Here is a 23,502-nt window from a genome sequence, read left to right as displayed (position 1 = left end):
CCGAAACAAACGGGGTGCGGGTGAGCTCCACTCACCCGCATCCGGGTTAGAAGCGAACAAAATCACCGTCATTGTGGGGTCGGGGCAGGTTGCCATTACCTTCTGCGGCACTGTTCTCGAGCATGAAGCGGCCGCGGGGGCCGGTGCGGGTGGCTGCCACCTTCTGGCCGGCATTGAGCTTGTGCCGCTCAAGGGTGAAGAACTCCATCGCCAGTTGCAGCTGTTCGGCCTGGCTGCTCATCTCCTCGGCGGTGGCGGCCAGCTCTTCGCTGCAGGATGCGTTCTGCTGGGTCACCTGGCTCAGCTGGTTCATGGCGATGTTGATCTGGCTGACGCCGGTGGACTGCTCTGCGGAGGCGGCGCTGATCTCCTGCACCAGATCCGAGGTCTTGTTGATGGAGGGCACCATCTGATCGAGCAGGCGTCCCGCTTTCTCCGCCATGTCGACGCTGCTTGATGCCAGCTCGCCAATCTCCTGGGCCGCTACCTGGCTGCGCTCCGCCAGCTTGCGAACCTCGGCGGCCACCACGGCGAAACCCTTGCCGTGATCGCCGGCCCGGGCCGCCTCGATGGCGGCGTTGAGGGCCAGCAGATTGGTCTGGTAGGCGATGTCATCGATGATGCCGATGCGCTTGGCAATCTGCTTCATGGCATCGACCGTGAGCTTGACCGCCTCGCCGCCTTCCACCGCCTCCTTGGCCGCCTTGCTGGCCATGCCATCGGTAACCTGGGCGTTGTCGGTGTTCTGGTTGATGCTGGCGCTCATCTGCTCGATGGAGGCGCTGGTCTCCTCCATGCTGGAAGCCTGCTCGCTGCTGGACTGGCTGATGGACTGGGCGGTGGCGCTGACCTGCTCGGCGGCGCTGGAGAGGTTGTCGGATGCCCCCAGCACCTCGGTGACAATGTTGGTGAGCGAGACGATGGTCTGATTGAGGGAGTCCTTGGTCGTGCCGAATACGCCGGGATAATCGGCCTCTATGTGTTGGGTCAGATCCCCGCGCGCCAGTGATTGAACCACCCTGATCACGTCGTTGAGACTGGTGTCGATCACCTCGGCGATACGGTTTATCCCCTCCCCAAGGTTCTGGAAGAAGCCGCTCTTGCCGGTGAGATCCATGCGACGGTGCAGTTCGCCATTGATGACGGACTGGACGATTTCCGACATCTCCCGCTCGATGGCGACCTCCTTGGTGCGATCCGACCACTCGACCACGGAGCCCAGCCGCTCGCCATCGTCGCCGAATACCGGGTTGGCGATGAGGGCGAAAGTGCGTCCCCCCAGCATGATCTGGGTACGATAGGTGTTGTTCAGCTTGGCCAGCATGCTGCGTTGATGGCCCGGATTCTTGTGAAAGCTGTCGATGTTGGCGCCCATCAGGTTGGCCGAGTTGAAGTGGTGCAGCTCCTTGCGGATGTCGGTTTCGGCCTGGCCCAGCATTTCCCTGACCGCTTCGTTCATGTAGATGATGTTGAGATCGGTATCGGCGATCATCACGTTGGTGCTGGCCCCGTCGAGCGCCTTCTTGACTCGCAGACTTTCGGCGGCCGCCTGCTTGGCGGCGGCATTGGCGGCTTTCACTTCATTCTCGATGGCGATCTCCTTGGTGCGGTCGGCCCACTCCACCACGGAGCCGAGCCGCTCGCCACCGTCATTGAAAACGGGGTTGGCGATCAGGGAGAAGGTGCGGCCTCCGACCGTGATCTGGGTGCGGTAGGTCTTGTCCAGCTTGGCCAGCATGTTGCGCTGGTGGGAGGGCTCCTTGTGGAAAGTATCGATGTTCTTGCCCATCAGGTGCCTGACGTCGAAGCTCGGCAGATCCTTGCGAATATCCGACTCTGCCAGTCCCAGCATGGCCAGCACGGCTTCATTCATGTAGACGATGTTCAAATTGGTATCGGCGATCATCACATTGGTCGAGGCACCATCCAGCGCCTTGCGCACTCGCAGGTTTTCTTCGTAGAGCGCCTGATTGGCCTCGCGGGCGGCGAGCGCACTGCCAAGGCGATCTCCCAGCAGCCCCAGTACGGCATTGAACTCCTGGCAGAGCTCCTTGAGAGGGCCGGTGAGTGTGTCCAGCTCTAGCTGGGCGGACTGTTTGCCTTGCTGGATCCCCTGAGCCAGGGTGCGGGTTGCACCAGTCAACTGACGCAGTTGTTCCTGCAGCAAGGCATGAGCATTGCCGTTGCCAAACAGATTGCCAAAGAGTGATTGAGTCATGGGCCTTATCCTTGTGCGACATGTCATTGCTGTGTGGTGGAGCGGAACGCTGATTTATGTTGTTGTCATGGCGTTTGTGGTTTTTGTTCCAGTAGCCGTTCCTGCTGCTGGGTCAGCTCGCTGAGCTGGGCCATTTCGTCGATGGAGAGCACCTTCTCGGTATTGATGAGAATGACGAACTTGCCGTTGACCTTACCCATGCCACTGATGAAGTCGGCCCGGATGCGGGCCCCGAAGCTTGGTGGCGGCTCAATCTCGTTGCAGGGGATGGTCAGCACCTCGGAGACGGAGTCCACCACCACGCCAATGTCCTGATTGCCGTGTTCCGGGTCGTCCGGGTGCACGTTCTCGATGATCACGATGCAGCTGCGGCGAGTGATGCTGGAGGGGGCATTGCCAAAACGGGCGTTGAGATCCACCACAGAGACGACGGCGCCCCTCAGGTTGATCACACCCCGGATAAAACTCGGCATCATGGGGATGGGGGTGATGTTGCCGTATTCGATGATCTCTTTGACCCCGAGAATGTTGATGGCAAACATCTCGCCGTTGATGAGAAAAGTCAGGTACTGGGCATCACCCTGATTGTCATGTACCAGCGTGCCAGGCTGGGCGACCACTTCGGTAGACATGCTCATGAGGCTCTCCGGTTAAAAGCGGACAAAATCGGTTTCGTCAACCTGCGGTTGCGCAGCCGCATTGCCATGCAACGGGGGCTGGGCCGGCATCACAAACTTGCCTCTGGGAGGCACCCCCTTGTGCAGGTTTTCGACCTGTCTGGGTGAGCGGCCGCTGCCTTGCAGGGAGAAAAAGTCCATGGTCTGCTGCAGCTCGTTGGCCTGGGAGCTCATCTCCTCCGCGGTGGCGGCCAGCTCCTCGCTGCTGGCAGCATTTTGCTGGGTCACCTGATTGAGCTGGCTCATGGCCAGGCTTATCTGGTTGGCGGCGCTGGCCTGTTCCCCGGAGGCGGCGTTGATCTCCTGCACCAGATCCGAGGTCTTGCGAATGGAGGGCACTATCTTGTCGAGCAGACTGCCCGCCTTCTCGGCGGTATCGACGCTGCTTGACGAGAGTTCGCCTATCTCCTGCGCCGCGATCTGGCTGCGCTCGGCCAGCTTGCGGACCTCGGCGGCGACCACAGCAAAGCCTTTGCCATGTTCACCGGCCCTGGCCGCCTCAATGGCTGCATTGAGCGCCAGCAGATTGGTCTGGTAGGCAATGTCGTCGATGATGCTAACCTTGCGGGCGATCTGCTGCATCGCGGCAACCGTCTGTTGTACCGAACGGCCCCCTTCGGTGGCCTCCAGTACGGCGCTGCTCGCCATGTTGTCGGTCACCTTGGCGTTGTCCGTGTTCTGGTTGATGCTGGCGCTCATCTGCTCGATGGAGGCGCTGGTCTCTTCCACGCTGGCCGCTTGCTCACTGGTGGCCTGGCTGAGGGACTGGGCCGTGGTGCTGACCTGATTGGAGGCGTTAGTCAGGTTGTCGGCGGCGTTGCGAACTTCCTCGATGATGGCGGTCAGCGCGGCGATGGTGCTGTTGAGGCCATCCTTGGTCTGACCGAAAATTCCCGGGTAGGGTTGCTCGATCTTCTGGGTGAGGTCACCCTGCGACAGGGCGGTGGCAATGCGCATCACGTCGTTGAGGCTGGTGTCGGTCACGTTGGAGAGACGATTGAGCAGTTCGGAGAGGCGCTTGATGTAACCCTGCCGTCCGTCCAGTTCAATCTTGTAGCTGAAATCCCCCTGTTCGACGGCGGCGGTCACCAGCGTTTCTATGTCGGTAATGAGGGACGTCAGCTTGTTGACCATGTTTTGCATGGCCAGCAACAGCTGGCCGGCTTCATCATGGGCTCCGATGTCGATGGTGACGTCGAGATTGCCGTCCGCCAGGTGGTTGGCAACCTGCAGGGCCTGGTTGATGGGGGAGATGATGCTGCGAATGAGGACGATGCCAAACCAAGCTGCAGCCACCATGCCGGCGGCGACCACTGCCATCATGGTAAGCAGCATGACGTCATACCAGGCCTGTGCCTGTTCGTATTCTGATTTGGCAACGTCGAGCTGCAGGCTGACCAGCTCGGTTATCTTGCTACCAATGGGGTCGATGGAGCTATATAGCTTGCCGTCAAACTCATTGAGCGTATCCGCAATGACACCATGCTGATTTGAGAGAAAGGCCTCCAGCCTGGTGATGTCTCGATCCGCGGTATTAAACAGGCTGTTGGCCTCGGCTGACAGCTTCTGTTCGGCTGCGGTCAGCTTGGTGGCCTGATAGTGTTGCCACTCCAGTTTTATCTGCTGCTGGGCATGCTGGATCTGCTGCAACGCCTCCTCGGCGCTGACGAGACCGGCATTGGCCTTGTTGACATTGTCTATGATGGCGACGGCGTAGTTGTCCGAGATGGTTTTGAGCTGCTTGAGCGGCACCACCCGGTCGTTGTAGACCCGTTGCAGCCCCTTGTTGCTGCTATGCATGTTGTAGAGCCCGAGCACTCCTACGCCGAACAGCAGCACACAGAGCAGGCAGAGCAGAATGGTGAGTCGTATCTTGATGGTGGAGTTTTTGAACATGTCAGGCTCCTGATGTTAATTGACTCTTGGTTGGGATTGCAGACGTGGAATGGCGTACTGGCTCAGTTGGCCCAGCTCCTGGTCGATGGCATGCTGGATCAGAGAGGGAATATCCAGAATGAGGGCTACCTCGCCGCCACCCAGAATGGTGGAGCCGCTGATCCCCTGCAGGCGCTGGAACAGCTTGCCGAGCGGCTTGATGACGGTCTGGAACTCCCCCAGCAGCTCGTCGACCACCAGCCCTGACTTCTTGCCGCCATGGCTGACGACCACGATATTTTCCCGGCGGCCACGGGTTCCCTCGACATCGAAGTAGTGCTGCAACCGGACGAATGGCAGCACTTCACCACGCAGATTGATGTAGTTGCGCCCCTGGGTATCGGCCAGCGCGCTCTGGGTCAGCTCCACGCATTCGATCACCATGTCGAGGGGGATAACGTAGTAAGTGGTGCTGACGCGCACCAGAAAGCCATCGATGATGGCCAGGGTCAGCGGCAGCCGGATCTGTACCCGGGTGCCGAGGCCGGGCTTGCTGTCCAGCTCGACGCTGCCACGCAGGGCCTGGATGTTGCGTTTGACCACATCCATGCCCACCCCGCGTCCGGAGAGATTGGTGATGGCCTCCGCGGTGGAGAAGCCGGGCTCGAAGATGAGCTGGTAGATCTCCTGATCCGACAGGGTGGCATTGGCGGCTGCCAGCCCCCGCTCCTGCGCTTTTTGCAGGATCCTGGCTTTGTTGAGGCCGGCACCATCGTCCTGGATCTCGATGACGATGCTGCCGGAGTCGTGATAGGCGTTGAGGGTCAAGGTGCCCCGTGCCGGCTTGCCGGCCGCCAGCCGTTTCTCGGCCGCTTCTATGCCGTGATCCATGGCATTGCGCACCAGATGCATCAAGGGATCGCCGATCTTCTCCACCACAGACTTGTCCAGCTCGGTGTCGCCGCCGGTGATCACCAGCGCTATGTCCTTGTTCAGCTCGTGGCTGACATCCCGCACCACCCGCTGGAAGCGGTTGAAGGTATCGCCGATGGGCACCATGCGCAGGCGCAGGGCACCATCACGGATCTCCTCGACCAGCATGGCAATGGTGGAATTGGCCTCCTGCAGCTGGCTGTCCCGTGAACGCTGGGCCAGCAGGTTGGCGCCGGAGCTGGCCACGACCAGTTCTCCCACCAGATTGATCAACTCATCCAGCTTGTCGGCGTGGACCCGGACATAACGCCCTTCCTTGTTCTTGTTCTCCTTGCTCTGATTCTGTTTCTTGAGCGCGGCGTCCACCACTATTTCATTGACGGCACCCTGGGCTATCAGGATCTCCCCCAGCTTGTTGGTGTCGGCCTGCGGCTGCTCATGTTGGGCTTGCAGGCCGAGCGTAAGCTCGCTGGCCGTCAGTGCGCCTGTTTTGACCAGCAGTTGCCCCAGCATCTCGTTGTCTTCCGGCAGGGCGTGGATGAGCGCTATGTACTCGGCGATCTTGCTGTGGGGCGGCAAGATGCTGATGAGACAATCATCTCGCACGAATTCGAACACGTCGCTCAGGGCACTCTTGTCGGCCTGGGAGTCCAGATCGATCTCGTAGCCGAGGTAACAGCTCTCCGGATCGAACTGTTCCCACTCCGGCAGGGCGTGGTGAATGGTCTCGATGGCGCAGAGGGTGCCCATGGTACCGAGGTAGCGCAGGAAAGAGGTGGGATCCATGCCGTTGCGCAGCACGTCAGGACCAAAGCGCAGGGAGATGTGCCATAGGGAAGTAGCGCTGACATGACCCTCCTCCTTGCTGACCGGATCGGCATCGGCAGGCTGGGTCCGCTCCGGCAGCGTGGTCTGGTTGCCGCTTTGGTGACGGGCCAGATTGCGCCGCAGCAACTCATCCTGAGCCTGTTCATCCGCACCTAGGGCTTCCCCCTGTTCAGCTACCAGGCTGACCAGGCGTTCGATGTGATCCCGGCTCTCCAGCAGATCCTTGATGAGCGCTTCACTGATCGCCAGCTGCTGGTTGCGCACCTGATCGAGCAGGTCCTCGACGATGTGGGTGAAGCTGACGATGGGTTGCAGGCCGAACAGGCCGGCGGAACCCTTGATGGTGTGCGCCGCCCGGAAGATGGCGCCGATGAGCTCGCCATTGTCCGGGTCGTTCTCCAGGGTCAGCAGCGCGGACTCCATCTCCTCCAGCAGCTCGCGCGCCTCGGCGATATAGGTTTGCAGGGCCTGATCAAGATTGATGCTCACGAATGACTCCTTGTCCGCGGAACCGGTTAGGCGTGATCGGCGTGGGGAATGAGGGTGGGATCACCGAAGAAGGCCGCCAGCTGGCACAGCTCAAGGGCATCGAACACGGCATGGCTGTGCATGACCAGATGCAGCGGATAGCCTCCCTGCTGCGCCGTCTTCTTGGCCGCCAGCAGCAGCTGCAAACCGGCGCTGTCCATTTCGCTGACCTGGGAGAGATCCAGTTCCAGCTCCTGCTGGCGATAGAGCAGGGGGGTGAGCGCCTGTTTCAACTCGGCTGCCGTGTAGATGGTCATCTCGCCCGAGATGGTCACGACACACTTGTGCTCACCCGTTTCGATTTGCAGCGGCATGAACGCCTCCCGGCTCAGGGCATGATGAGCTTGGCCACGGCAGCCAGCATCTGATCCGGCTGGAACGGCTTGACCACCCAGGCCTTGGCTCCAGCGGCCTGTCCCTCCTGCTTCTTGCTGTCCTGGGACTCTGTCGTCAGCATGATCACCGGAGTGAACTTATAGCTGGCCAGCTTCTTGGCCTCCTTGACGAAACTGATGCCGTCCATGTTCGGCATGTTGACGTCACTGATGATGAGGTTGATCTTCTTGCCGTCGAGCTTTTTGAGGGCATCCTTGCCGTCACTGGCCTCCATCACCTCGTAACCGGCTCCCTTGAGCGTCATGCCGACAACCTGGCGTATGGTGGCCGAGTCATCCACGATCAGGACTGTTTTGGGCATATCTCTCTCCTAGAAAAAAGTGACATCAGCATTGCTGGATGGGGTTGCCGCCTGGTGCTGGCGACCATGATGAATGTTGCGTTGTTCATCGGTGGCGTATGAGAGCTCCATGTCCGCCAACCAGCTCTCCGCATCGATCCGGATGGGGCCTGACTGGTGTGTTCTGTTGCGTGACGAGACCAGGTGGTCGTTGAGGCTGTCCATGTTTTGACGCACATGGCTGAGGATTTGACTGACCCTATCCTGGAACTGTAACGAAACGATGACATCGGAGATCTCGCGATGTATCCCGCTGCTCTCGCTCTGTAACAGGGCTGCGGATTCTGCCAGGCTGGTGGTGGCCATCCGAAAGCGTTCCAGTACCTGCTCGATGGCGTGCTCGGCATCGCTGACGGCAACCTGGTCGCGCCCGGCCGCGCTCTCGGCAATCTGGAAGGCGCGGCCGATGCCGGCATTGATGGTGTCGACCTTGTCGGTCATCTTCTGGGCGGTCTCGCTGGAGAGGCGCGACAGGGTGCGCACCTCGTCAGCCACCACGGCGAAGCCACGACCAGCCTCACCGGCCCGGGCCGCTTCGATGGCGGCGTTGAGGGCCAGCAGGTTGGTCTGGGAGGCTATCTTGGCCACGTCGAGCGCCATGGTGTTGAGCTCTATGGTGTAGGCGGTGAGAGTCTTGATCTCAGCCAGCATGGCATCGCGGTTGGCCTGGGTGGAGTGCATGATGGTGATGACCTGATTGAGCTGGGCCTGACTCTGGGCCAGCACGGCGGCCATGCCAGCCGATTTTTCACCACCCAGATCGCCGGCGGCATTGTGGGAGGCGGCGACCGCCTCTTCCAGTTTGGTGGTCAGGCCGGCGAAGCGCTGGGTGAGATCGATCATGGCTCCTTCGGTTTGCTGGCGAGAGTTTTCAATCTGTTGTGACCAGATAGGCACCGCTTTTTCACATACCTGCTCGAGCCCGATGATGGAGTGGTTGAGTCCGTTATCGGCAAATGGGGGGGTCTGCTTTGCCTCACTCTCTAGACCGGTGGGTTTGGCGTGGTAGTGGCGGGCGCTCCAGAGAGTGGCGGCCAGTGCAGCCGCCAGGTTGGCCAGCAGATAAGGAAGGGGGCTGCCCGCGAGCAGCAACAGCAGGGTGCTGAACAGGCCCAGGCCAAGGCCGCAAGCCCAGCTGACCGGCTCCCAGAAGGCTAAGGTGTGTGCCCGTGTGTTGTCTGTCATACGCAAACTCGCCCCTGCTCTTGAATGTGAAGAGGGTGAGCCGTCATTTCAGTCAGACCGAATGAGCCAAGCGCAACCCACTAATTATCAATAACTCAGTAAGGTTAGCGCAAAAAAATAGCCTGGTTACAAATTGCTCTTTCTTGCTTGGTGTTACTGAGAAAAATGGAATATGGAGGGGGCGTTTGGCGGCTTGCAGCCCCTTGCTGGCGGGGAATGGCGTATCTGCACAATAAAGAAGGAGGGGAGAACGAAAAAGAGCCTGCATATGGCAGGCTCTCGGCGTTGTGCGGGCGGCTTTATGCCTCGTTGGCGTGGGCTTTTTGGCACCCTTCCACTGCATGGGCGATGAGTTCGAGCGCGCTCTTGTCGCACGGCGGCAGTTCGGCCTCGCACGCCTTGATGGGTGTCACGCGCTCGCCCCACTTGATGATGGCGGCGCCCCAGGTCAGGCCGGCACCGAAGGCGGCGGTCAGCAGATAGCTGTTCGGCTGGACGCGGCCTTGCTCCAGAGCCTCGCACAGGGCGATGGGCACGGTGGCGGCGGAGGTGTTGCCATAGTGCTCGATGTTGACCATCACCTTCTCCATCGGCGCGTTCATGCGCTTGGCGAGGGTCTCGATGATGCGGATGTTGGCCTGGTGCGGCACGATCAGATCGATCTGCTCCGGTGCGATGCCGGCCTGTGCCAGTACCGTGTTGGTGGCTTCGCCCATGCCGCGTACGGCCCGCTTGAAGATCTCTTGACCTTCGAAGTTGAAGGTGAAGAGGCCGTCGATGTCGGCAAAGCGTACCCGGTCGGTGCCGAAGTTCGGCACGTGCAGGATCTCGCGCGCCTCGCTGTCACAACCCAGCTTGTTGGCGATGAGACCGCTCTCCTGCTCGCTCGCCTCGATCACCACGGCGCCGGCGCCGTCGCCAAACAGCACGGCGGTATCGCGACGGGCCCAGTCCAGCAGATAGGTGAGTCGCTCGGCGCCGATCACCAGCACCTTCTTCATCATGCCGGTCTGTACCAGCGAGGTGGCGACCGAGAGGGAGTAGACGAAACCGGTGCAGGCGGCGTTGAGGTCGAACACGGCGGCATTGGTGGCGCCCAGCTTCTTCTGCACCGCGGAGGCGGCGCTCGGCAGCAGGTTGTCCGGCGTGGCGGTGGCCAGGATGATGCCGTCGAGGTCGCTGGCTTCCAGCCCGGCGCAGGCCAGCGCACGACGGCCGGCCAGGGTGGCCAGATCGGAGGTGCTGACGTGGGAGATGCGGCGAGCCTTGATGCCGGTGCGCGGGTAGATCCACTCATCCGACGTATCCATGATGGTGCTGAGGTCGTCGTTGGTCAGCACGGAGGGAGGCAGGCATTTGCCCCAGCCTGTGATATTGGCGTATTTCATCTTGTTACCGCTTCTCAAGTGGATCGCCCGCGGGCGGAAAATCGCGCAATTATGCCGCACGGGGCAACCACTGTCATCTTGTGGTCATGGTTATCTGGCAGCAGGGTCACGCCTGGTTGCGGGGGCCGGCGGGAAATTTCGCTTAAACCACAGGGCTTGGCTGCCCTAAGATAGGGCTTTCGCCACTGGATGGAACCTCCCCTTGCACAAAGCCAACCTCAACCTGCTGCCGACCCTCAAGGTGCTGCTGGAGACCCGCAACATCAGCCGGGCGGCGGAGCTGCTGTACCTGAGCCAGCCTTCCATCAGCAAGCAGCTCGGCCAGCTGCGCAGCGAGTTTGGCGACGAGCTGCTGGTGCGGGAGGGGCAGCGCTGGCTGCTGACGCCACGGGCCGAGGCGCTGGCCGCCCAGCTGGCGGACTCCCTCGGTGCGCTGGAGCGACTCTACGAGGCTCCCGGTTTTGACCCGAGCCGCTGCGAGCGGGTGTTCCGGCTCGCCTCTTCCGATTACGTGGCCCAGCATATCCTGCCGGACATCTGCGCGGCGCTGGCCAGGGAGGCGCCGCTGGCAGCGCTGGAGTACAGCCTGTGGGACAAGCGCCTGCTGCCGCAACTGTGGCAATCCGAGCTGGACATGGTCTCCACCATCACCGAACTGGTACCGGATCAGATCCGCGGCCTGCATCAGGGGGAAGACCGGTTGGTAGTATTGATGGGCAGTCACCATCCGTTGGCGGGGCACTCGCTGAGTCTGGATGACTACCTCGCCTGGCCCCATTTGCAGGTGAGCGGCGGGGGCGACAAGGACAGCCCGGTGGAGCAGGTGCTGGCACCGCAGGGGTTGAGTCGGCGCTGGTTTGCCCGGGTGCCCTTCTTTCAGGCGGCGGTGGAGGTGTTGCTGCGTACCGACTGCCTGCTGACCACCCCGGCCCACATCGCCTGGCAGCTCTCCTGCGAGCATGCCCTGTACTTTTGTGATCTGCCGTTTGTCAGCCGCACCCAGCAGTATCATCTGCTGTGGCATCAGCGCCACCATCAGGACCCGGCCCACAGGTGGTTTCGCGAACTGGCCTATCCCTTCCTGCGCGAGCACCTGCAGCGCACGGTGGCGGCGAGCCGCAAGGTGTTGAACCCGCCCCGCTAGCAACAGACGCTTCTGTTGGCCTATAACCATTGGCTATGGGTTCTATTCCCAACTTTCACTTCTGGCATAACCAGGGGCCCTTTACCCTGAGCGCAGACATTCATATTCCGCTTGAGACAAGGAACACCATGGAACTGACGAGTTGGCTGGCACTGGCCGCAATCTGCGTAATGGGCGCCATCAGCCCGGGGCCGAGCCTGGCGCTGATCATCCGCAATACGGTGCAGGGAGGGCAGGGGCACGGCGTGGCTACCGCGCTTGGCCACGGCTTCGGAGTCGGCATCTATGCGCTGATCACGGCTTTGGGTCTGGCCATCCTGATCACCCAGACCCCGCTGCTGTTTGACGTTATCCGCTACGGTGGTGCGGCGTTTCTCGCCTGGCTCGGGGTCAAGGCGCTGCTGGCCAAACCCGCCAAGGGGGAGGCGAGTGAAGAGGTGCATCAGCTGCGCGGTCGGCAAGGCGCCTTCGAAGGCTTTATGGTGGCCTTTCTCAACCCCCAGCTCGCTGTCTTCTTCATCGCCCTGTTCAGCCAGTTTGTGCATGCCGATACCGGCTGGCGCGAAGGGGGCATCATGATGCTCACCGCCGGTGGCATAGATGCGATCTGGTATGTGCTGGTGGCGCTGGTGCTCTCTCGTGGCCCCGTGCTTGCCTGGCTCAAGGCCAAGTCCTTCGTCATCGACAAGGTAAGCGGTCTGGTGCTGCTGGGGCTGGCCCTGAAGGTGGTGCTCTGATCCAATCCTGTATTTTGCGGTGATCTTAAGCGGGATCAAGGCGGGGAGGGTGGCAATGCCCTAGAGTGGCGCCCATTTGCTGTCCGCCCTGACTCCGAGACCATGCACCAGAACAAGCACCCGTTAAGCCACCACAACCGGTTGGAGCTGCTGGCTCCGGCCAAGAACCTCGCCTACGGCATCGAAGCCATCAATCACGGTGCCGATGCCGTCTACATGGGCGGCCCCGCCTTTGGCGCCCGCAGCGCGGCAGGCAACAGCATAGAGGATATCGAAGCGCTGGCGCGCCATGCCCACCGCTTCGGCGCCCAGGTCTTTGTCGCCTTCAACACCCTGCTGCACGATCACGAACTGGAGCAGGCGCGGCGGCTGACCCACCAGATCTACGAAGCGGGGGCCGATGCGCTGATCGTGCAGGACATGGGGCTGCTGGCGCTCGATTTGCCCCCCATTGCGCTGCATGCCAGTACCCAGACTGATAACCGCACCCCGGAGAAGGTGAAGTTTCTGCAGGATGTGGGCTTCTCCCAGGTGGTGCTGGCGCGCGAGCTGTCCCTTGCACAGATCCGCGAGATCAGTGCGGCCACCAATGTGCAGCTGGAGTTCTTTATCCACGGTGCGCTCTGCGTCTCCTACAGCGGTCAGTGCAACATCAGCCACGCTCGGACCGGCCGCAGCGCCAACCGCGGCGAGTGTGCCCAACTCTGTCGGCTGCCCTGCTCGCTGCAAAAGCCGGATGGCGAGGTGCTGGTGGCCGACAGCCACCTGCTCTCTCTCAAGGACATGGATCAGACCGACAACCTGGAGGCGCTGATCGAGGCGGGGATCCGCTCGTTCAAAATCGAGGGGCGCCTCAAGGGGCTCGACTACGTCAAGAACGTCACGGCCTGGTATCGGCAGAAGCTCGACGCCATTCTGGAGCGCCGCGGCGATCTGGTGGCCTCCTCGGCCGGCCGCTGCAGCTACAGCTTCACGCCGGATCCGAAGAAGAGCTTCAACCGCGGCAGCACCGATTACTTCCTCCATGGTCGCCAGCCCGGGATCGACTCTACCCAGAGCCCGAAATACGTGGGCGAGCCGCTGGGCCGGGTCACCAGTATCACCAGGGATGGCATCGAGATCGACGGCAAGCAGGTCACCCTCAACAACGGAGATGGCCTTGGCTTCTTCAAGCCGAACAACGAGCTGGTGGGGATGCGCCTGAACAAAGTCGAAGGTAAGCAGTTACTCCTGTCAGAGCGCATGCCGGGGCTGAAGGTAGGCACGGAAATCTACCGCAACCACGATCAGGCATTCAGCAAGGTGCTGGAGAAGGCGAGCGCCGATCGCCGCATCCGGGTCGATATGGTGCTGGCAGAGTGTGATGAGGGAATGCGCCTCACGCTTACCGATGAGCAGGGCATCAGCGCCGCCGTCACGCTCCCCTGTGACAAACAGCCAGCCGACAACCCGGAGCGGGCGCTGCAACAGGCGCGCGATCAGCTCGGCAAACTCGGCAATACCCTGTTCGTGGCGCGCAAGGTTGAGTTGGCGTTTACTCACCCGCTATTCATTGCCGCATCCATGCTCAACGGTTTGCGCCGGGATGGCATCGCCGCGCTGGAGGCTGCCCGTCTGGCCGGCTACCAGCGCCCCGAGCGGCGCATCGCGCTGCGGGATATCCACTATCCCCAGCATCGTCTCTCCTACCTTGGCAACGTGCTCAACAGCGCGGCCGAGCAGTTCTTCCGCGAGCACGGGGTGGAGCGCATCGCCCCCGCCTATGAGGCGAACAAGGAGGAGCGGGAAGTGGTGCTGATGATCACCAAACACTGTATCCGTTACAGCCAGAACCTCTGCCCGAACGAGGTGCCCGGTCTCAAGGCCGAGCCGCTGGAACTCAAGATGGGCAAGGACACCTTCCGCCTGCGTTTTGACTGCAACCGCTGCGAAATGCACGTGATGGGGAGTTTGAAACGCTGAGGAACACGATGCCACCAGGTTCCATGGCTCGGGGTGTGTGACCCGTTTTGCCTTGAGGTATCATCCTGTGCCAGGGATCCCCAGCAAGCTGCAAGGAAGGACCTATGCTCGCACTCTCCATCGTGGCGCCCCATGGCGCCAATATTGCTTCGGGCAAGAAGACGCTCGAGGTTCGCTCGTGGTTGCCTCCCTCACTGCCCATTCGCGACCTGCTGATCGTTGAAAATGGCCGATACCTCAGCGCCGATCATCCTGTGGATCCGGCCGGTCGAGCGGTCGCCCTGGTTGACGTCGAGGAGGCCCATGAGTGGCAACCCGATGAGGTGTTGGCCGCCTGCTCGGGGGGTTGGGAGCCGGGTTACTTTGCGTGGCGGCTGTCCAACGTGCGTCCTGTGGTCGATGGGCCCGTCTTGCCGGCGCAGAGGAAGTTGTATGAGGTAGACGGCTCGGGCGTTCTGGGCGCGCATTGCGGCTACAACAGGGCTGGGCAGAGGAACAGGCATCGGCCTATGGGTTGATCCCCATGGAGAGTGTTATCGGAGGTGGTGAGGTGGCCGCACAGCCCCTTCGATACTGCACAGAGCAAGCCTGGTGCGAGCAGCATGTACAGGGATGGCGCCCCCTGCTTGATTGCCGGTGCGGGGAGGTGCCTTCAAGATTTTCAATTATTGGAATTTATTCAGAAACGCCTCTAATGCCTCTCCTGGGTTCTCTTTTTCAGATGAGATCATGCTGATCCCCCATTGCTCAAGGACGGCCTCTTGTACCGGATTCGACCTGGCCGAGAAAATATACGATTTCGGCTGGGCATCACCCGCCCGGTTGGCTTTCCATAATTTGGAAAGTTTGTAAAATAAAAGCCGCAGGTTGATATCGGCCAAGCTATATCCGATAAACAACACTGATTTACCCAGCACATCTGAACGCAGTTTTATATCCAGTGGTGTTTCGAATTCAAGCCGCTCAAAATAGCTGGTCTCATCAATGACAATGGACTTGTCATCATCAAAATCACCATGGAATTTTACAACTTGCACCTTGTCACTTTTGATTCGGGTAAAGTCTGATACCGATGCGATTTTGGTAAATGGCTTGCCATAATATGCGAGGGCATGCTCTATCCAGCGATCATAGTTGGTGGTGTATATTATCGGAAAGTTAGCTTTGGCAATGTATTCATGGACTTTGGACGTTGAAATATCAATGTCAGGTGAATGCCAAACTCTGTCCATCCAGCTTCTTAAAGGGCCTATGCTGCCTTTTTGTAAACGATAATATTCTGCCAGCGCATAGTGATCGCCAAAAGATTTGTATATTTCAGGCTCATAGCCCAGATCCTTGGCGATCTTGTCCAGCAGGGTTGACCATGATGGAAGACCAAGGTTCATCGATACCCCGGCCCCAACAAAAAGAATGACGTTGCCTTGTCTAAAGGCCGATAGTAGCTGCTCCATATTTAATCTCTCCTTAATAAATATGGTTCTGCCACTATACCCGGGTTAGAAAAGTCGATGAAATCGTAAATCTGCGGTGGATATTATTTTATGATAGATAGGGTCTATGGTTTACAGGTATTACATTATCTTTCACTGATATTCTCCAGTTGCAGCAACGTCTTTTTAATCTCCAGTCCCCCCGCATAGCCGGTCAGGCTACCGTTCTGGCCGATCACCCGGTGGCACGGAATGATGATCGAGAGCGGGTTGCGGCCGTTGGCGGCGCCCACCGCCCGCACCGCATTGGGCTTGCCGATGGCGCGGGCGATGTCGCTGTAACTGCGGGTCTCGCCGTAGGGGATGTCGCACAGGGCCTGCCAGACCGCTTGCTGAAACGCCGTGCCTCTTGGTGCGAGCGGCAGGCTGAAGCGTTGCAGGCGGCCGGCAAAATAGGCCTCAAATTGTGCGAGAAAAGGGGCCAGCGCCGTCTTGTCCTGTTGCCAGTCGCGCATGTCGGGCAGTGCGCGCAGCCCCGCCACAAAGTCCACGTGCAACAGGCCGCGCTCGTCGATGGCCACCAGTAGATCGCCACAGCGGCTGGGCAGGATATCATAGCGGATCATGGGGTTGTCTCCTCTGATGGGTTGCCGCTTGCTGCGCCGCCTGGTGCTGACTCGGTCAACAGTGCCGGCTGCTCGCTCATGGCATGCCACAGCCAGCTCGCCGCGTAGCCGCGCCAGGGTCGCCACCCTTCGCTGTGGGCCAGTACCGCTTTCACCGGCAACTTGGTGCCGCCTCCCAGCGCTTTTTGTAATACCAGATCCGAGGCGGGGAAGGCATCCGGGTCCAGTCCGCAGCGCAGCCGCCAGTAGGCGACCGTCCAGGGGCCGATGCCGGGTAGCGCCAGCAGTTGTTCATCGCTGGCGCAGGTCAAGTTCAACTCGCCGCTGGCCAGCGCCTGTGCCAGCCCCTGCAGCGTTCTGATCCGGCTGCCGGGCATGCCGATACCGTCCAGATTGAGCTCGCACAACTGGGCTGGGGTGGGCAACTGCGCCACCCCGAATTGCGCCTCGGTGCGCGCCACCAGCCGCCCGAGTATGGTGATGGCCCCCTTGACCGATACCTGCTGGCCGACGATGGCGCGCAACATCACCTCGTACTCGTCCCAGCCGGCGGGCAGCCGAACGCCCGGCCAGCGTGCCTGCAGGCGTGCCAGCAGCGGATCCTGCCCGAGCCGCGCCCCGATGCGCTGCATGTCGGCATCGAGATCCCACATTCGGCGCACCCGATACAGCAGATCCGGCAGCGCGGCGGGCGGCAGATCATGGACGCTGAGCTGCAGGCTGTGCCCCTTGCCCTGGCTGATGCGCACCCGTGCGAGCCGATCGCCGACCCGGTGCAGGCGTTCATACACCTCGCCATCTACCCGTTCCAGCCCCGGAATGGCGCGCAGCCGGTAGAACGCCAGCATGGCCGCCACATCATAAGGGGGGCGGTAGGGCAGTTGCAGCGTGAGCATCGCCCCCTCCTCGGTCTGTGGCGCAGCCTGCGTCAGGGCGGCGGCGTCGCCGGTTGGCTCGCTCTGACGACGCAGCGCTCGCGGCGCCAAGCCGTACGCCTGCTGCCAGGCGTCGTTGAAGCGGCGAATGCTGGCAAAGCCCGCCGCAAACGCGATGTCGGTGATGGGCAGCCGGGTTTCGGTCAGCAGCCGCTTGGCGAGCAGCAACCGGCGCGTCTGCTCCACCTGTTTTGGCGAAGCGCCGAGGTGCTGCTCGAATTGGCGGCGCAGCGTGCGCTCACTGATGCCGGCCTGTTCAGCCAACGCGGTGAGCGAGCCTTCCGCCAGCTCGCCGCGATCGATCCGGGCCAGCAGGCGTGCCAGTGTCGGCGGCAGATCGCCGGGGGCGGCGGGCGCGAGCTCAGGCCGGCAGCGCAGGCAGGGGCGCAGGCCATGCTGCTCCGCTGCGGCGGCGCTTTGGAAGTAGCGCACGTTGTGCTCGTGCGGTGGCCGCGCCGGACAGACAGGCCGGCAGTAGATGCCAGTAGAGAGCACGCCGGTAAAGAAGCGGCCGTCGAAACGTGCATCGCGGGCCAGGCGGGCGGCATGGCACTGCTCGGCGCTGAGCGGCAGGTCTGCCTCATCCTCTGGGGCCGGCGGCATCGTCATGACGTGATCTGTTGGCATTGGTGGCTCCTTGCGCCGAAAACGGGGCGGGCACGGCGGCCCGGATGAGTGAGAGACTAAGCAGGAACGAAGGCGATGACTAGCCAGAAACGGACAGCAATTGAAATAAAGCAGACGCCGCGCACGCGACTGCAGGGCATGAAAAACAGATCGGTTTGAGGGGGCAAGTGTGCGAATCTGGGGGGACAACATCCAAGGAGGAGAGAGCCATGCCAGGACCCGCACGTGCCGGCGCCCTGATCTACGCCAGGGAGCCCGGCCTGCTGAGCCACTTTTATCGCACCCTGCTACAGATGGAGATCCGCAGCCAGAGTGACGAGCTGATCGTGCAGGAAAACGCCGACATCCAGCTGTTGCTGCACGCAATCCCCGCTCCCTATGCCGAGCAGGTGGTGATCACCACGCCACCGCAGCTGCGCGAGCAGGGCGCCATCAAGCTGTTCTTTACCGTGCCGAGCCTCGCTTGGGCGGAAGCGAAAGCGGCCGATCTCGGCGGAGGCCTGCTGCCGCAGCAGTGGTCAGGCCCAGGCTTCGTGGTGCGCAATGCGTTCGACCCCGAGGGCAACATCCTGCAGCTGCGCGAGTTCACCGGCGTGCCGGACGGGCGCTGACGCGCCACGCCGCCATGAAAAACGGGGCCGCGAGGCCCCGTTTGTTATCTGCTGGCGGGCGCGCTGGCCTTACTTCAGATAGCGCTGCTCCAGATGGCGGCGCAGCCAGTGCGGATTCAGCGCCTCGCCGGTGGCGCGGCTGACCAGCTCGTCGGTGCTGTAGCGGCTGCCCTGGGACCAGATGTGGCGACCCAGCCAGGCGAAGATCTCCGGCAGGCGGCCCGCCGCGATCAGCTCGCCCATGCTGCCGAGCTCCCGCTCGAGCGCGAAGCGCAGCTGCGCCGCGTACATGGCGCCGAGCGTGTAGCTCGGGAAGTAGCCGAACGAGCCGTCGGTCCAGTGAATGTCCTGCATGCAGCCATTCTGGTAGTTGCCCTTTGTGGAGAGCCCCAGCCACTGCTGCATCTTGGTGTCCCACAGCGCGGGAATGTCCGCCACCTCGATGCGACCTTCCATCAGATCGCGCTCCAGCTCGTAGCGCAGGATGACGTGGGCCGGGTAGGTCACCTCGTCCGCATCGACCCGGATAAAGCCGGGCTCGACCCGGTTGTAGAGCTTGACCAGGTTTGCCGGCGCCAACGCCGCCTGCTCGCCGAAGTGGGCGCGAATGTGCGGCGCCAGCAACGCCAGGAAGGCGGGATCATGGCCGAGCTGCATCTCGCAGAACAGGCTCTGGCTCTCGTGAATGCCCATGGAGCGGGCCTCGGCCACTGGCTGGCCCAGCAACTGGCGCGGCAAGCCCTGCTCGTAACGGGCGTGACCGGTTTCGTGGACGATACCCATCAGGCTGGAGACGAACTCCTGCTCGTTGTAGCGGGTGGTGATGCGCACGTCCGTGCAGGCAATGCAACTGCACAAAACACAACGAGAGGATAAGTGTATGACGAGCAATAAATTTTTAAAGTTTGAAGTAGTTGATGGCGTACTGAAGCAGACCGTCATGGAGTTCAGCAAAGGCGAAAAACTCCAACAGATGCAAGCGGCAGTAGGTGGCCGCATAGAGGTTGCTAGGTACTTGGAGGCCAAGGGCGAGCCATGGGCTGCTGTAATTGTTAACGAGGAAGGGTTAATGGATGGCTCATTGCGTTGGTACGTACCGATGGATTCATGGCTGTACCAACACTGGCCTGAACACATGTCATACCACAAAACCCCAGTTGCCTTTGGCACTGTTATTATCGTGGGTGATAACGGGAGGGACTTTACTGGGCTAAGTGAGGAGCAAGTACAGCTCTTGTGCCGTTAAACGAAGAGGGGGCATTGCCCCCTCTTATTCAAAATTCAAGGGCAGCTAGTTTGGCGTCTAGGCCCTCTCTTTCTTTTTTCAGCAATGCATTGATAAGACTTTCGTTCAGCTTTCCACCTAGTGACATTGCATGATCTAGCAATTGCTCTAAATCTTGCTCGGTAATCACTACAAGATTGCCTTCTTTGTCCTTTCCGCCTCGATGCACCAAGTGATTTCGCTTCTGTGTTGCTATTTCAATTGCATCTATCGGCCATTCTTTTTGTACTTCAATGTCAAACGTAGCCTTATAGCGTTTAACAACTAGATTCGCACTATGCCAACTAGCGCTAATCAAGTGCTCTTTGATTGCTTTGATCAGCTCTTCTCTTATCTTTTCGATGGACGCACCCTTGAAATGTAAAGCAGCAATCTCTTTGCTTACTTTGAACTCAGTCTTTCCTTTCTCGATGCAATCCGCGATATATGAGTCATCGTTCTCAATAGCGTGGATGAACAACTCAACATAAAGCGTTTCTAAGGCTGTAATGACATTAGTGTACAAAAGACTAAGTAGATGATCTTTCTGCCGCTCGTTTTTATCTTTTGCTAATGCTTTTATGCTGTCTAGATTCTCAACAAACTTAACGAATGGTCTATCAGAAGACGCTATTGCATCGTATAAGTCTTCATCGTACCAATCATCAACGTTATTGGAGTTGCCTGACCATTCGTAACATTGATCTTGGAGCTCATCGGTTAACTCTTCAATGTAGTTCTCTTTTACATACTGGCCGAACATGCTTTGTAGCTCGTCACTTGCTTCATACGGGCCGCCATATATGTACAAGTATCCGCCTTCGCGCCCATTATAAGGGCATGACTCTACTGGATCTTCGAAGTTTTCAAAGAACCAATTGCGCATTACTTCTAGTTGGTTTGCTTTGCTGATGTACTGTAACGATTTTAGAGGGACTTTTTTTCCATCTACATTAAAAACAATGTTCACGATGCTACGCCTCCTTGTATAAAAGTGAACCGTATCATAGCACACAAATCGAGCTTATCGAGGTAATGCTTATTGATGGACGTAGTTGGGATTATGCCTTTAGCGCCTGCAAGAAATGCAAGGAAAGCTTATTATAATAAGGAAACCTTGCATTTCTTGCAGTAACACAAAACAGCAAACAAGCACTCCATTCCTTTCTATTGCACACAAGCAACACAAACGCCTCTCCTTGCGTCTCCGCGCTTTAAGCGCACAGCTATAGCAGTGCACTAACAAGCACGTATAAACGCGCACGGCGCATTACAGCAAGCGACAGCAGCACTTGCGCATTGCATTACTTTTACTGCATCCCCTGAATAATCCTTTTAACTCCCACGTATAAATACAACAAGCAACAACTCCCCATAACAATAACAATAAGGGAACACATGAACAAAAAGAATGCTCGTATCCAAGGAGCAAAGGCCAAGTCATATGACATTAGTACCTTGTTTAGTAATTACGAAGCAGTAAACAAACTAAGTTACCGATCATATCAGTGGCAACCTACCGTAGCAGCATGTAGCAAAATCATCGCTGAAACGATAGGCAAGCTTCCTGCATACCTCTACCAGACTTCCCCTAAAGGCGATGAAATCATTCATCGGCACCAGAGCTTGAATGTTTTGACTCGCTGGCCTAATGATGTTCAAACAATGCAAACATTTCTTGAAATGGTTGGATATCACTTATGCTACGCAGGCAATTTCTACGCCGTCATAACAAGGTTCAATGACGAAATCATTGAGCTCCTTCCTATTGAAAATCCCCACCATGTACAGCCTCAAATTGTAGGCGGAAAGTTAGTATATAAGCTCGTAGTAAATCCCAATCTGCAAAAAACATCGGGCTACAAAACTGAATATAGCAAAGATGAAATTCTGCATATTCGTGCCGCTGGCCCAGATTTAGTAAAAGGCATTGGCTGTGTTGAGCTAGCAAGAAACTCAATTGAACTATCAGCAATCCATGAAAAGCATGCCAGAAGCTTCAGCGAGAAAGCGGGAGTACCTGCTGGTGTAATTACGCCTAAAGATAATGTTACGTACACAGCTGAACAGATGGATGCAATCTTAGACACGCTAGAAGAAACGATAGCGGGCCCTGATGCTAGCGGCTCAATTGCGTTTATCCCAGGTGGCGTAGATTGGAAGTCAGTCAGCCTAAATCACAAAGATGCTCAATTCCTTGAGCAGCGCCAATATAGCCGTTCCGAAATCTGCTCGATCTTCCGTGTACCTGAGCACTTCTTAGATGGTGCCGCGAATGTCAAATACAGCAATTACGGCCAATCAATGTTGAGCTTTTACACTGAGACTATTTCACCTTTCATCAAACGTATCCAAGAAGCTTTTGATCGCCAGCTAGCTCCATTGAATATACGTTTCAAGCTTGACGAGTCCGAGTTGACTAGAGGCGATACAGCTACGCGCCAAACAAACATGATGGCTTTGTATAACGCTGGGATCATCACTTTGAACGAAGCCCGTTTGGATTTGGGTTACACATTAGATGATGATGGCGACCGCTATAAGCTCCAAAACAATAATGAAAACATTGGCACTATTGCTGAGCACTTAGAGAATCAAGCGCAAGAAAGCACGGCTACAAATACCGAAACTGATAATAACAATAACAACGAGGTTGAAGATGACCCAACAAAAGAACCAACTGATCCAGAAAAAGAAAAGCTTCCAGTTCAACGTAACTAAGTTTAACGAAAACGGGGATGGCATTATCGAAGGGTATGCCAATACGTTCAATTTCAAAGATTATGCTGGTGATATCACCATGAAAGGGGCGTTTACTCGATCCCTAAATAAGCATATGAAAGAAGGCTCTGTACCAGCAATGCTATGGCAGCACCAGCAAGATCAAATTATTGGTGTATGGAATGAAGCATTCGAGGATGAAAAGGGCCTACGTGTACGTGGGCAGCTAATCCAAGGCATCCAAAAAGCAGATGAAGCAAAGCTGCTAATTGAAGCTGGCGCAATCAACGGCCTATCTATTGGGTACTTTGAGATTGAAACTCAATGGGACAGCAAACAGAAAGCTAACTTGCTATTGGATGTTGAGCTGTTTGAAGTATCCATTGTAACAAGCCCTTGCAATACACAGAGCCGCATCGATGCTGCTAAATCGCATTTGCTTAATGGTGAAATGCCATCTGAACGCGAAATGGAGAAATGCTTACGCGAGCTTGGACTAAGTCAAAAGCAAGCTAAGTTATTCATGGCATCTGGATTTAAAGCTATTGCTAAAAAACCTGAAGATGAGCCAGAAGATGTAACTGAAGAAGAAGTTGAAGAAACTGAAGAGCAAGATGTAACTGAAACTCCCGAATCTACAGAAGAAACTGCTGAACCCGAAGTTATAAATACAGAAGAGACTACAGAGCCCGATGTAGCCGAAGAAGAGGCCACTGAAGATGAAGACGATGACAAGCGCAAAAAGCCTGACATGAAAAGACTTCAGCTAATACTGGAAATGTTCCAGAAGTAATTACTCTGAATACCTGCTTTCTACTTTTATAAATACAAATGTAAGGCAACTTACTCCCTCCTGCGGGGCATTCACCCCGCTTATTGAATATTCAAACACTCGTCCGAGTGAAATCAATCCAAACCCTTCAAGTAATTTTTCGTTTTTTAATCCAACTGATTAAACGGGATGTTTATTCACCTGAATTAAAGAGCACCACCTTTCTCTATTCCTTTGTTTAACGGGACGTTGAACTCAGAAAGAGCGAAATAACAACAACAATAAAACAGCCTAATGAGGTT

At 58.1% G+C, this 23,502-nt stretch carries 21 protein-coding genes; 8 read left to right on the top strand and 13 right to left on the bottom strand.

The genetic code is table 11. The features are described 5' to 3' along the window. Positions 1-46: 46 nt before the first annotated feature. The 8 genes from CK627_RS21075 to CK627_RS21040 form a co-directional block, all read right to left on the bottom strand. The gene (locus CK627_RS21075; protein WP_043171048.1) at positions 47-2,218 is read right to left on the bottom strand and encodes a methyl-accepting chemotaxis protein; all 2,172 of its coding nucleotides are present in this window, start codon (positions 2,216-2,218) and stop codon (positions 47-49) included. A gap of 65 nt (positions 2,219-2,283) precedes the next feature. Then, complete coding sequence (locus CK627_RS21070) at positions 2,284-2,856, bottom strand: chemotaxis protein CheW (protein WP_017763910.1); 573 nt, start codon at positions 2,854-2,856, stop codon at positions 2,284-2,286. 12 nt (positions 2,857-2,868) lie between these two features. Then, positions 2,869-4,791, bottom strand: a complete 1,923-nt coding sequence (locus tag CK627_RS21065; RefSeq protein WP_017782066.1) for a HAMP domain-containing methyl-accepting chemotaxis protein — start codon at positions 4,789-4,791, stop codon at positions 2,869-2,871. 15 nt (positions 4,792-4,806) lie between these two features. Continuing rightward, positions 4,807-7,020: a chemotaxis protein CheA gene (locus CK627_RS21060; protein WP_095593310.1), complete on the bottom strand. Its 2,214-nt coding sequence runs from the start codon at positions 7,018-7,020 to the stop codon at positions 4,807-4,809. A gap of 26 nt (positions 7,021-7,046) precedes the next feature. Further along, positions 7,047-7,373: an STAS domain-containing protein gene (locus CK627_RS21055; protein WP_095593309.1), complete on the bottom strand. Its 327-nt coding sequence runs from the start codon at positions 7,371-7,373 to the stop codon at positions 7,047-7,049. Between the two features lie 14 nt (positions 7,374-7,387). After that, the gene (locus CK627_RS21050) at positions 7,388-7,756 is read right to left on the bottom strand and encodes a response regulator (RefSeq protein ID WP_005303778.1); all 369 of its coding nucleotides are present in this window, start codon (positions 7,754-7,756) and stop codon (positions 7,388-7,390) included. 9 nt (positions 7,757-7,765) lie between these two features. Continuing rightward, on the bottom strand, positions 7,766-8,980 hold the full coding sequence (locus CK627_RS21045) for a methyl-accepting chemotaxis protein (RefSeq protein WP_095593308.1): 1,215 nt from the start codon (positions 8,978-8,980) through the stop codon (positions 7,766-7,768). Between the two features lie 299 nt (positions 8,981-9,279). Next, positions 9,280-10,368, bottom strand: a complete 1,089-nt coding sequence (locus CK627_RS21040) for a ketoacyl-ACP synthase III (protein WP_005303774.1) — start codon at positions 10,366-10,368, stop codon at positions 9,280-9,282. Positions 10,369-10,570: 202 nt separating this feature from the next. Here CK627_RS21040 and CK627_RS21035 point away from each other — a divergent pair, with 202 nt between their 5' ends. From CK627_RS21035 to CK627_RS21020, 4 genes are all read left to right on the top strand, one after another. Next, the gene (locus tag CK627_RS21035; protein WP_095593307.1) at positions 10,571-11,512 is read left to right on the top strand and encodes a LysR family transcriptional regulator; all 942 of its coding nucleotides are present in this window, start codon (positions 10,571-10,573) and stop codon (positions 11,510-11,512) included. Positions 11,513-11,640: 128 nt separating this feature from the next. Next, positions 11,641-12,249: a LysE family translocator gene (locus CK627_RS21030; RefSeq protein WP_054544233.1), complete on the top strand. Its 609-nt coding sequence runs from the start codon at positions 11,641-11,643 to the stop codon at positions 12,247-12,249. Between the two features lie 102 nt (positions 12,250-12,351). Next, positions 12,352-14,211 carry a peptidase U32 family protein gene (locus CK627_RS21025; RefSeq protein WP_095593306.1) on the top strand — a complete coding sequence of 620 codons (1,860 nt, stop codon included), beginning with the start codon at positions 12,352-12,354 and terminating at the stop codon, positions 14,209-14,211. Between the two features lie 104 nt (positions 14,212-14,315). Next, positions 14,316-14,729 (top strand): ASCH domain-containing protein, encoded by a 414-nt coding sequence (locus CK627_RS21020; protein ID WP_095593305.1) that lies wholly within the window; start codon positions 14,316-14,318, stop codon positions 14,727-14,729. Between the two features lie 147 nt (positions 14,730-14,876). Here the strand turns inward: CK627_RS21020 and CK627_RS21015 are convergent, their stop codons facing one another. The 3 genes from CK627_RS21015 to CK627_RS21005 form a co-directional block, all read right to left on the bottom strand. Beyond that, positions 14,877-15,665, bottom strand: coding sequence for an SIR2 family NAD-dependent protein deacylase (locus CK627_RS21015; RefSeq protein ID WP_017779188.1), 789 nt, complete (start codon positions 15,663-15,665; stop codon positions 14,877-14,879). 125 nt (positions 15,666-15,790) lie between these two features. Further along, positions 15,791-16,270, bottom strand: a complete 480-nt coding sequence (locus CK627_RS21010; RefSeq protein WP_017782059.1) for a methylated-DNA--[protein]-cysteine S-methyltransferase — start codon at positions 16,268-16,270, stop codon at positions 15,791-15,793. After that, on the bottom strand, positions 16,267-17,832 hold the full coding sequence (locus CK627_RS21005) for an AlkA N-terminal domain-containing protein (protein WP_095593304.1): 1,566 nt from the start codon (positions 17,830-17,832) through the stop codon (positions 16,267-16,269). Before CK627_RS21005 ends, CK627_RS21010 begins: the two co-directional genes overlap by 4 nt. A gap of 209 nt (positions 17,833-18,041) precedes the next feature. Here CK627_RS21005 and CK627_RS21000 point away from each other — a divergent pair, with 209 nt between their 5' ends. After that, positions 18,042-18,443, top strand: a complete 402-nt coding sequence (locus CK627_RS21000) for a VOC family protein (RefSeq protein ID WP_017782057.1) — start codon at positions 18,042-18,044, stop codon at positions 18,441-18,443. A gap of 69 nt (positions 18,444-18,512) precedes the next feature. On the opposite strand, the gene CK627_RS20995 is transcribed toward CK627_RS21000, so the two are convergent. Continuing rightward, positions 18,513-19,385: a hypothetical protein gene (locus tag CK627_RS20995; protein WP_437339681.1), complete on the bottom strand. Its 873-nt coding sequence runs from the start codon at positions 19,383-19,385 to the stop codon at positions 18,513-18,515. Between CK627_RS20995 and CK627_RS20990 the strand changes: the two genes are divergently transcribed. Beyond that, positions 19,324-19,689: a DUF3846 domain-containing protein gene (locus CK627_RS20990; protein ID WP_157737215.1), complete on the top strand. Its 366-nt coding sequence runs from the start codon at positions 19,324-19,326 to the stop codon at positions 19,687-19,689. The genes CK627_RS20995 and CK627_RS20990 overlap by 62 nt on opposite strands. Before the next feature lie 28 nt (positions 19,690-19,717). Here the strand turns inward: CK627_RS20990 and CK627_RS20985 are convergent, their stop codons facing one another. Further along, positions 19,718-20,677, bottom strand: a complete 960-nt coding sequence (locus CK627_RS20985) for a hypothetical protein (protein WP_095593302.1) — start codon at positions 20,675-20,677, stop codon at positions 19,718-19,720. A 428-nt stretch (positions 20,678-21,105) separates the two neighbouring features. Between CK627_RS20985 and CK627_RS20980 the strand changes: the two genes are divergently transcribed. Both CK627_RS20980 and CK627_RS20975 read left to right on the top strand, forming a co-directional pair. Then, positions 21,106-22,428: a phage portal protein gene (locus CK627_RS20980; RefSeq protein ID WP_095593301.1), complete on the top strand. Its 1,323-nt coding sequence runs from the start codon at positions 21,106-21,108 to the stop codon at positions 22,426-22,428. Then, complete coding sequence (locus tag CK627_RS20975; protein WP_095593300.1) at positions 22,367-23,221, top strand: HK97 family phage prohead protease; 855 nt, start codon at positions 22,367-22,369, stop codon at positions 23,219-23,221. Before CK627_RS20980 ends, CK627_RS20975 begins: the two co-directional genes overlap by 62 nt. The last annotated feature ends 281 nt before the right edge of the window (positions 23,222-23,502 follow it).

This window comes from Aeromonas dhakensis, from assembly GCF_002285935.1.
GTDB lineage: Bacteria > Pseudomonadota > Gammaproteobacteria > Enterobacterales > Aeromonadaceae > Aeromonas > Aeromonas dhakensis.
Note: the sequence above shows the minus strand (reverse complement) of the source record. Positions and strands in the feature narration are given on the sequence as shown.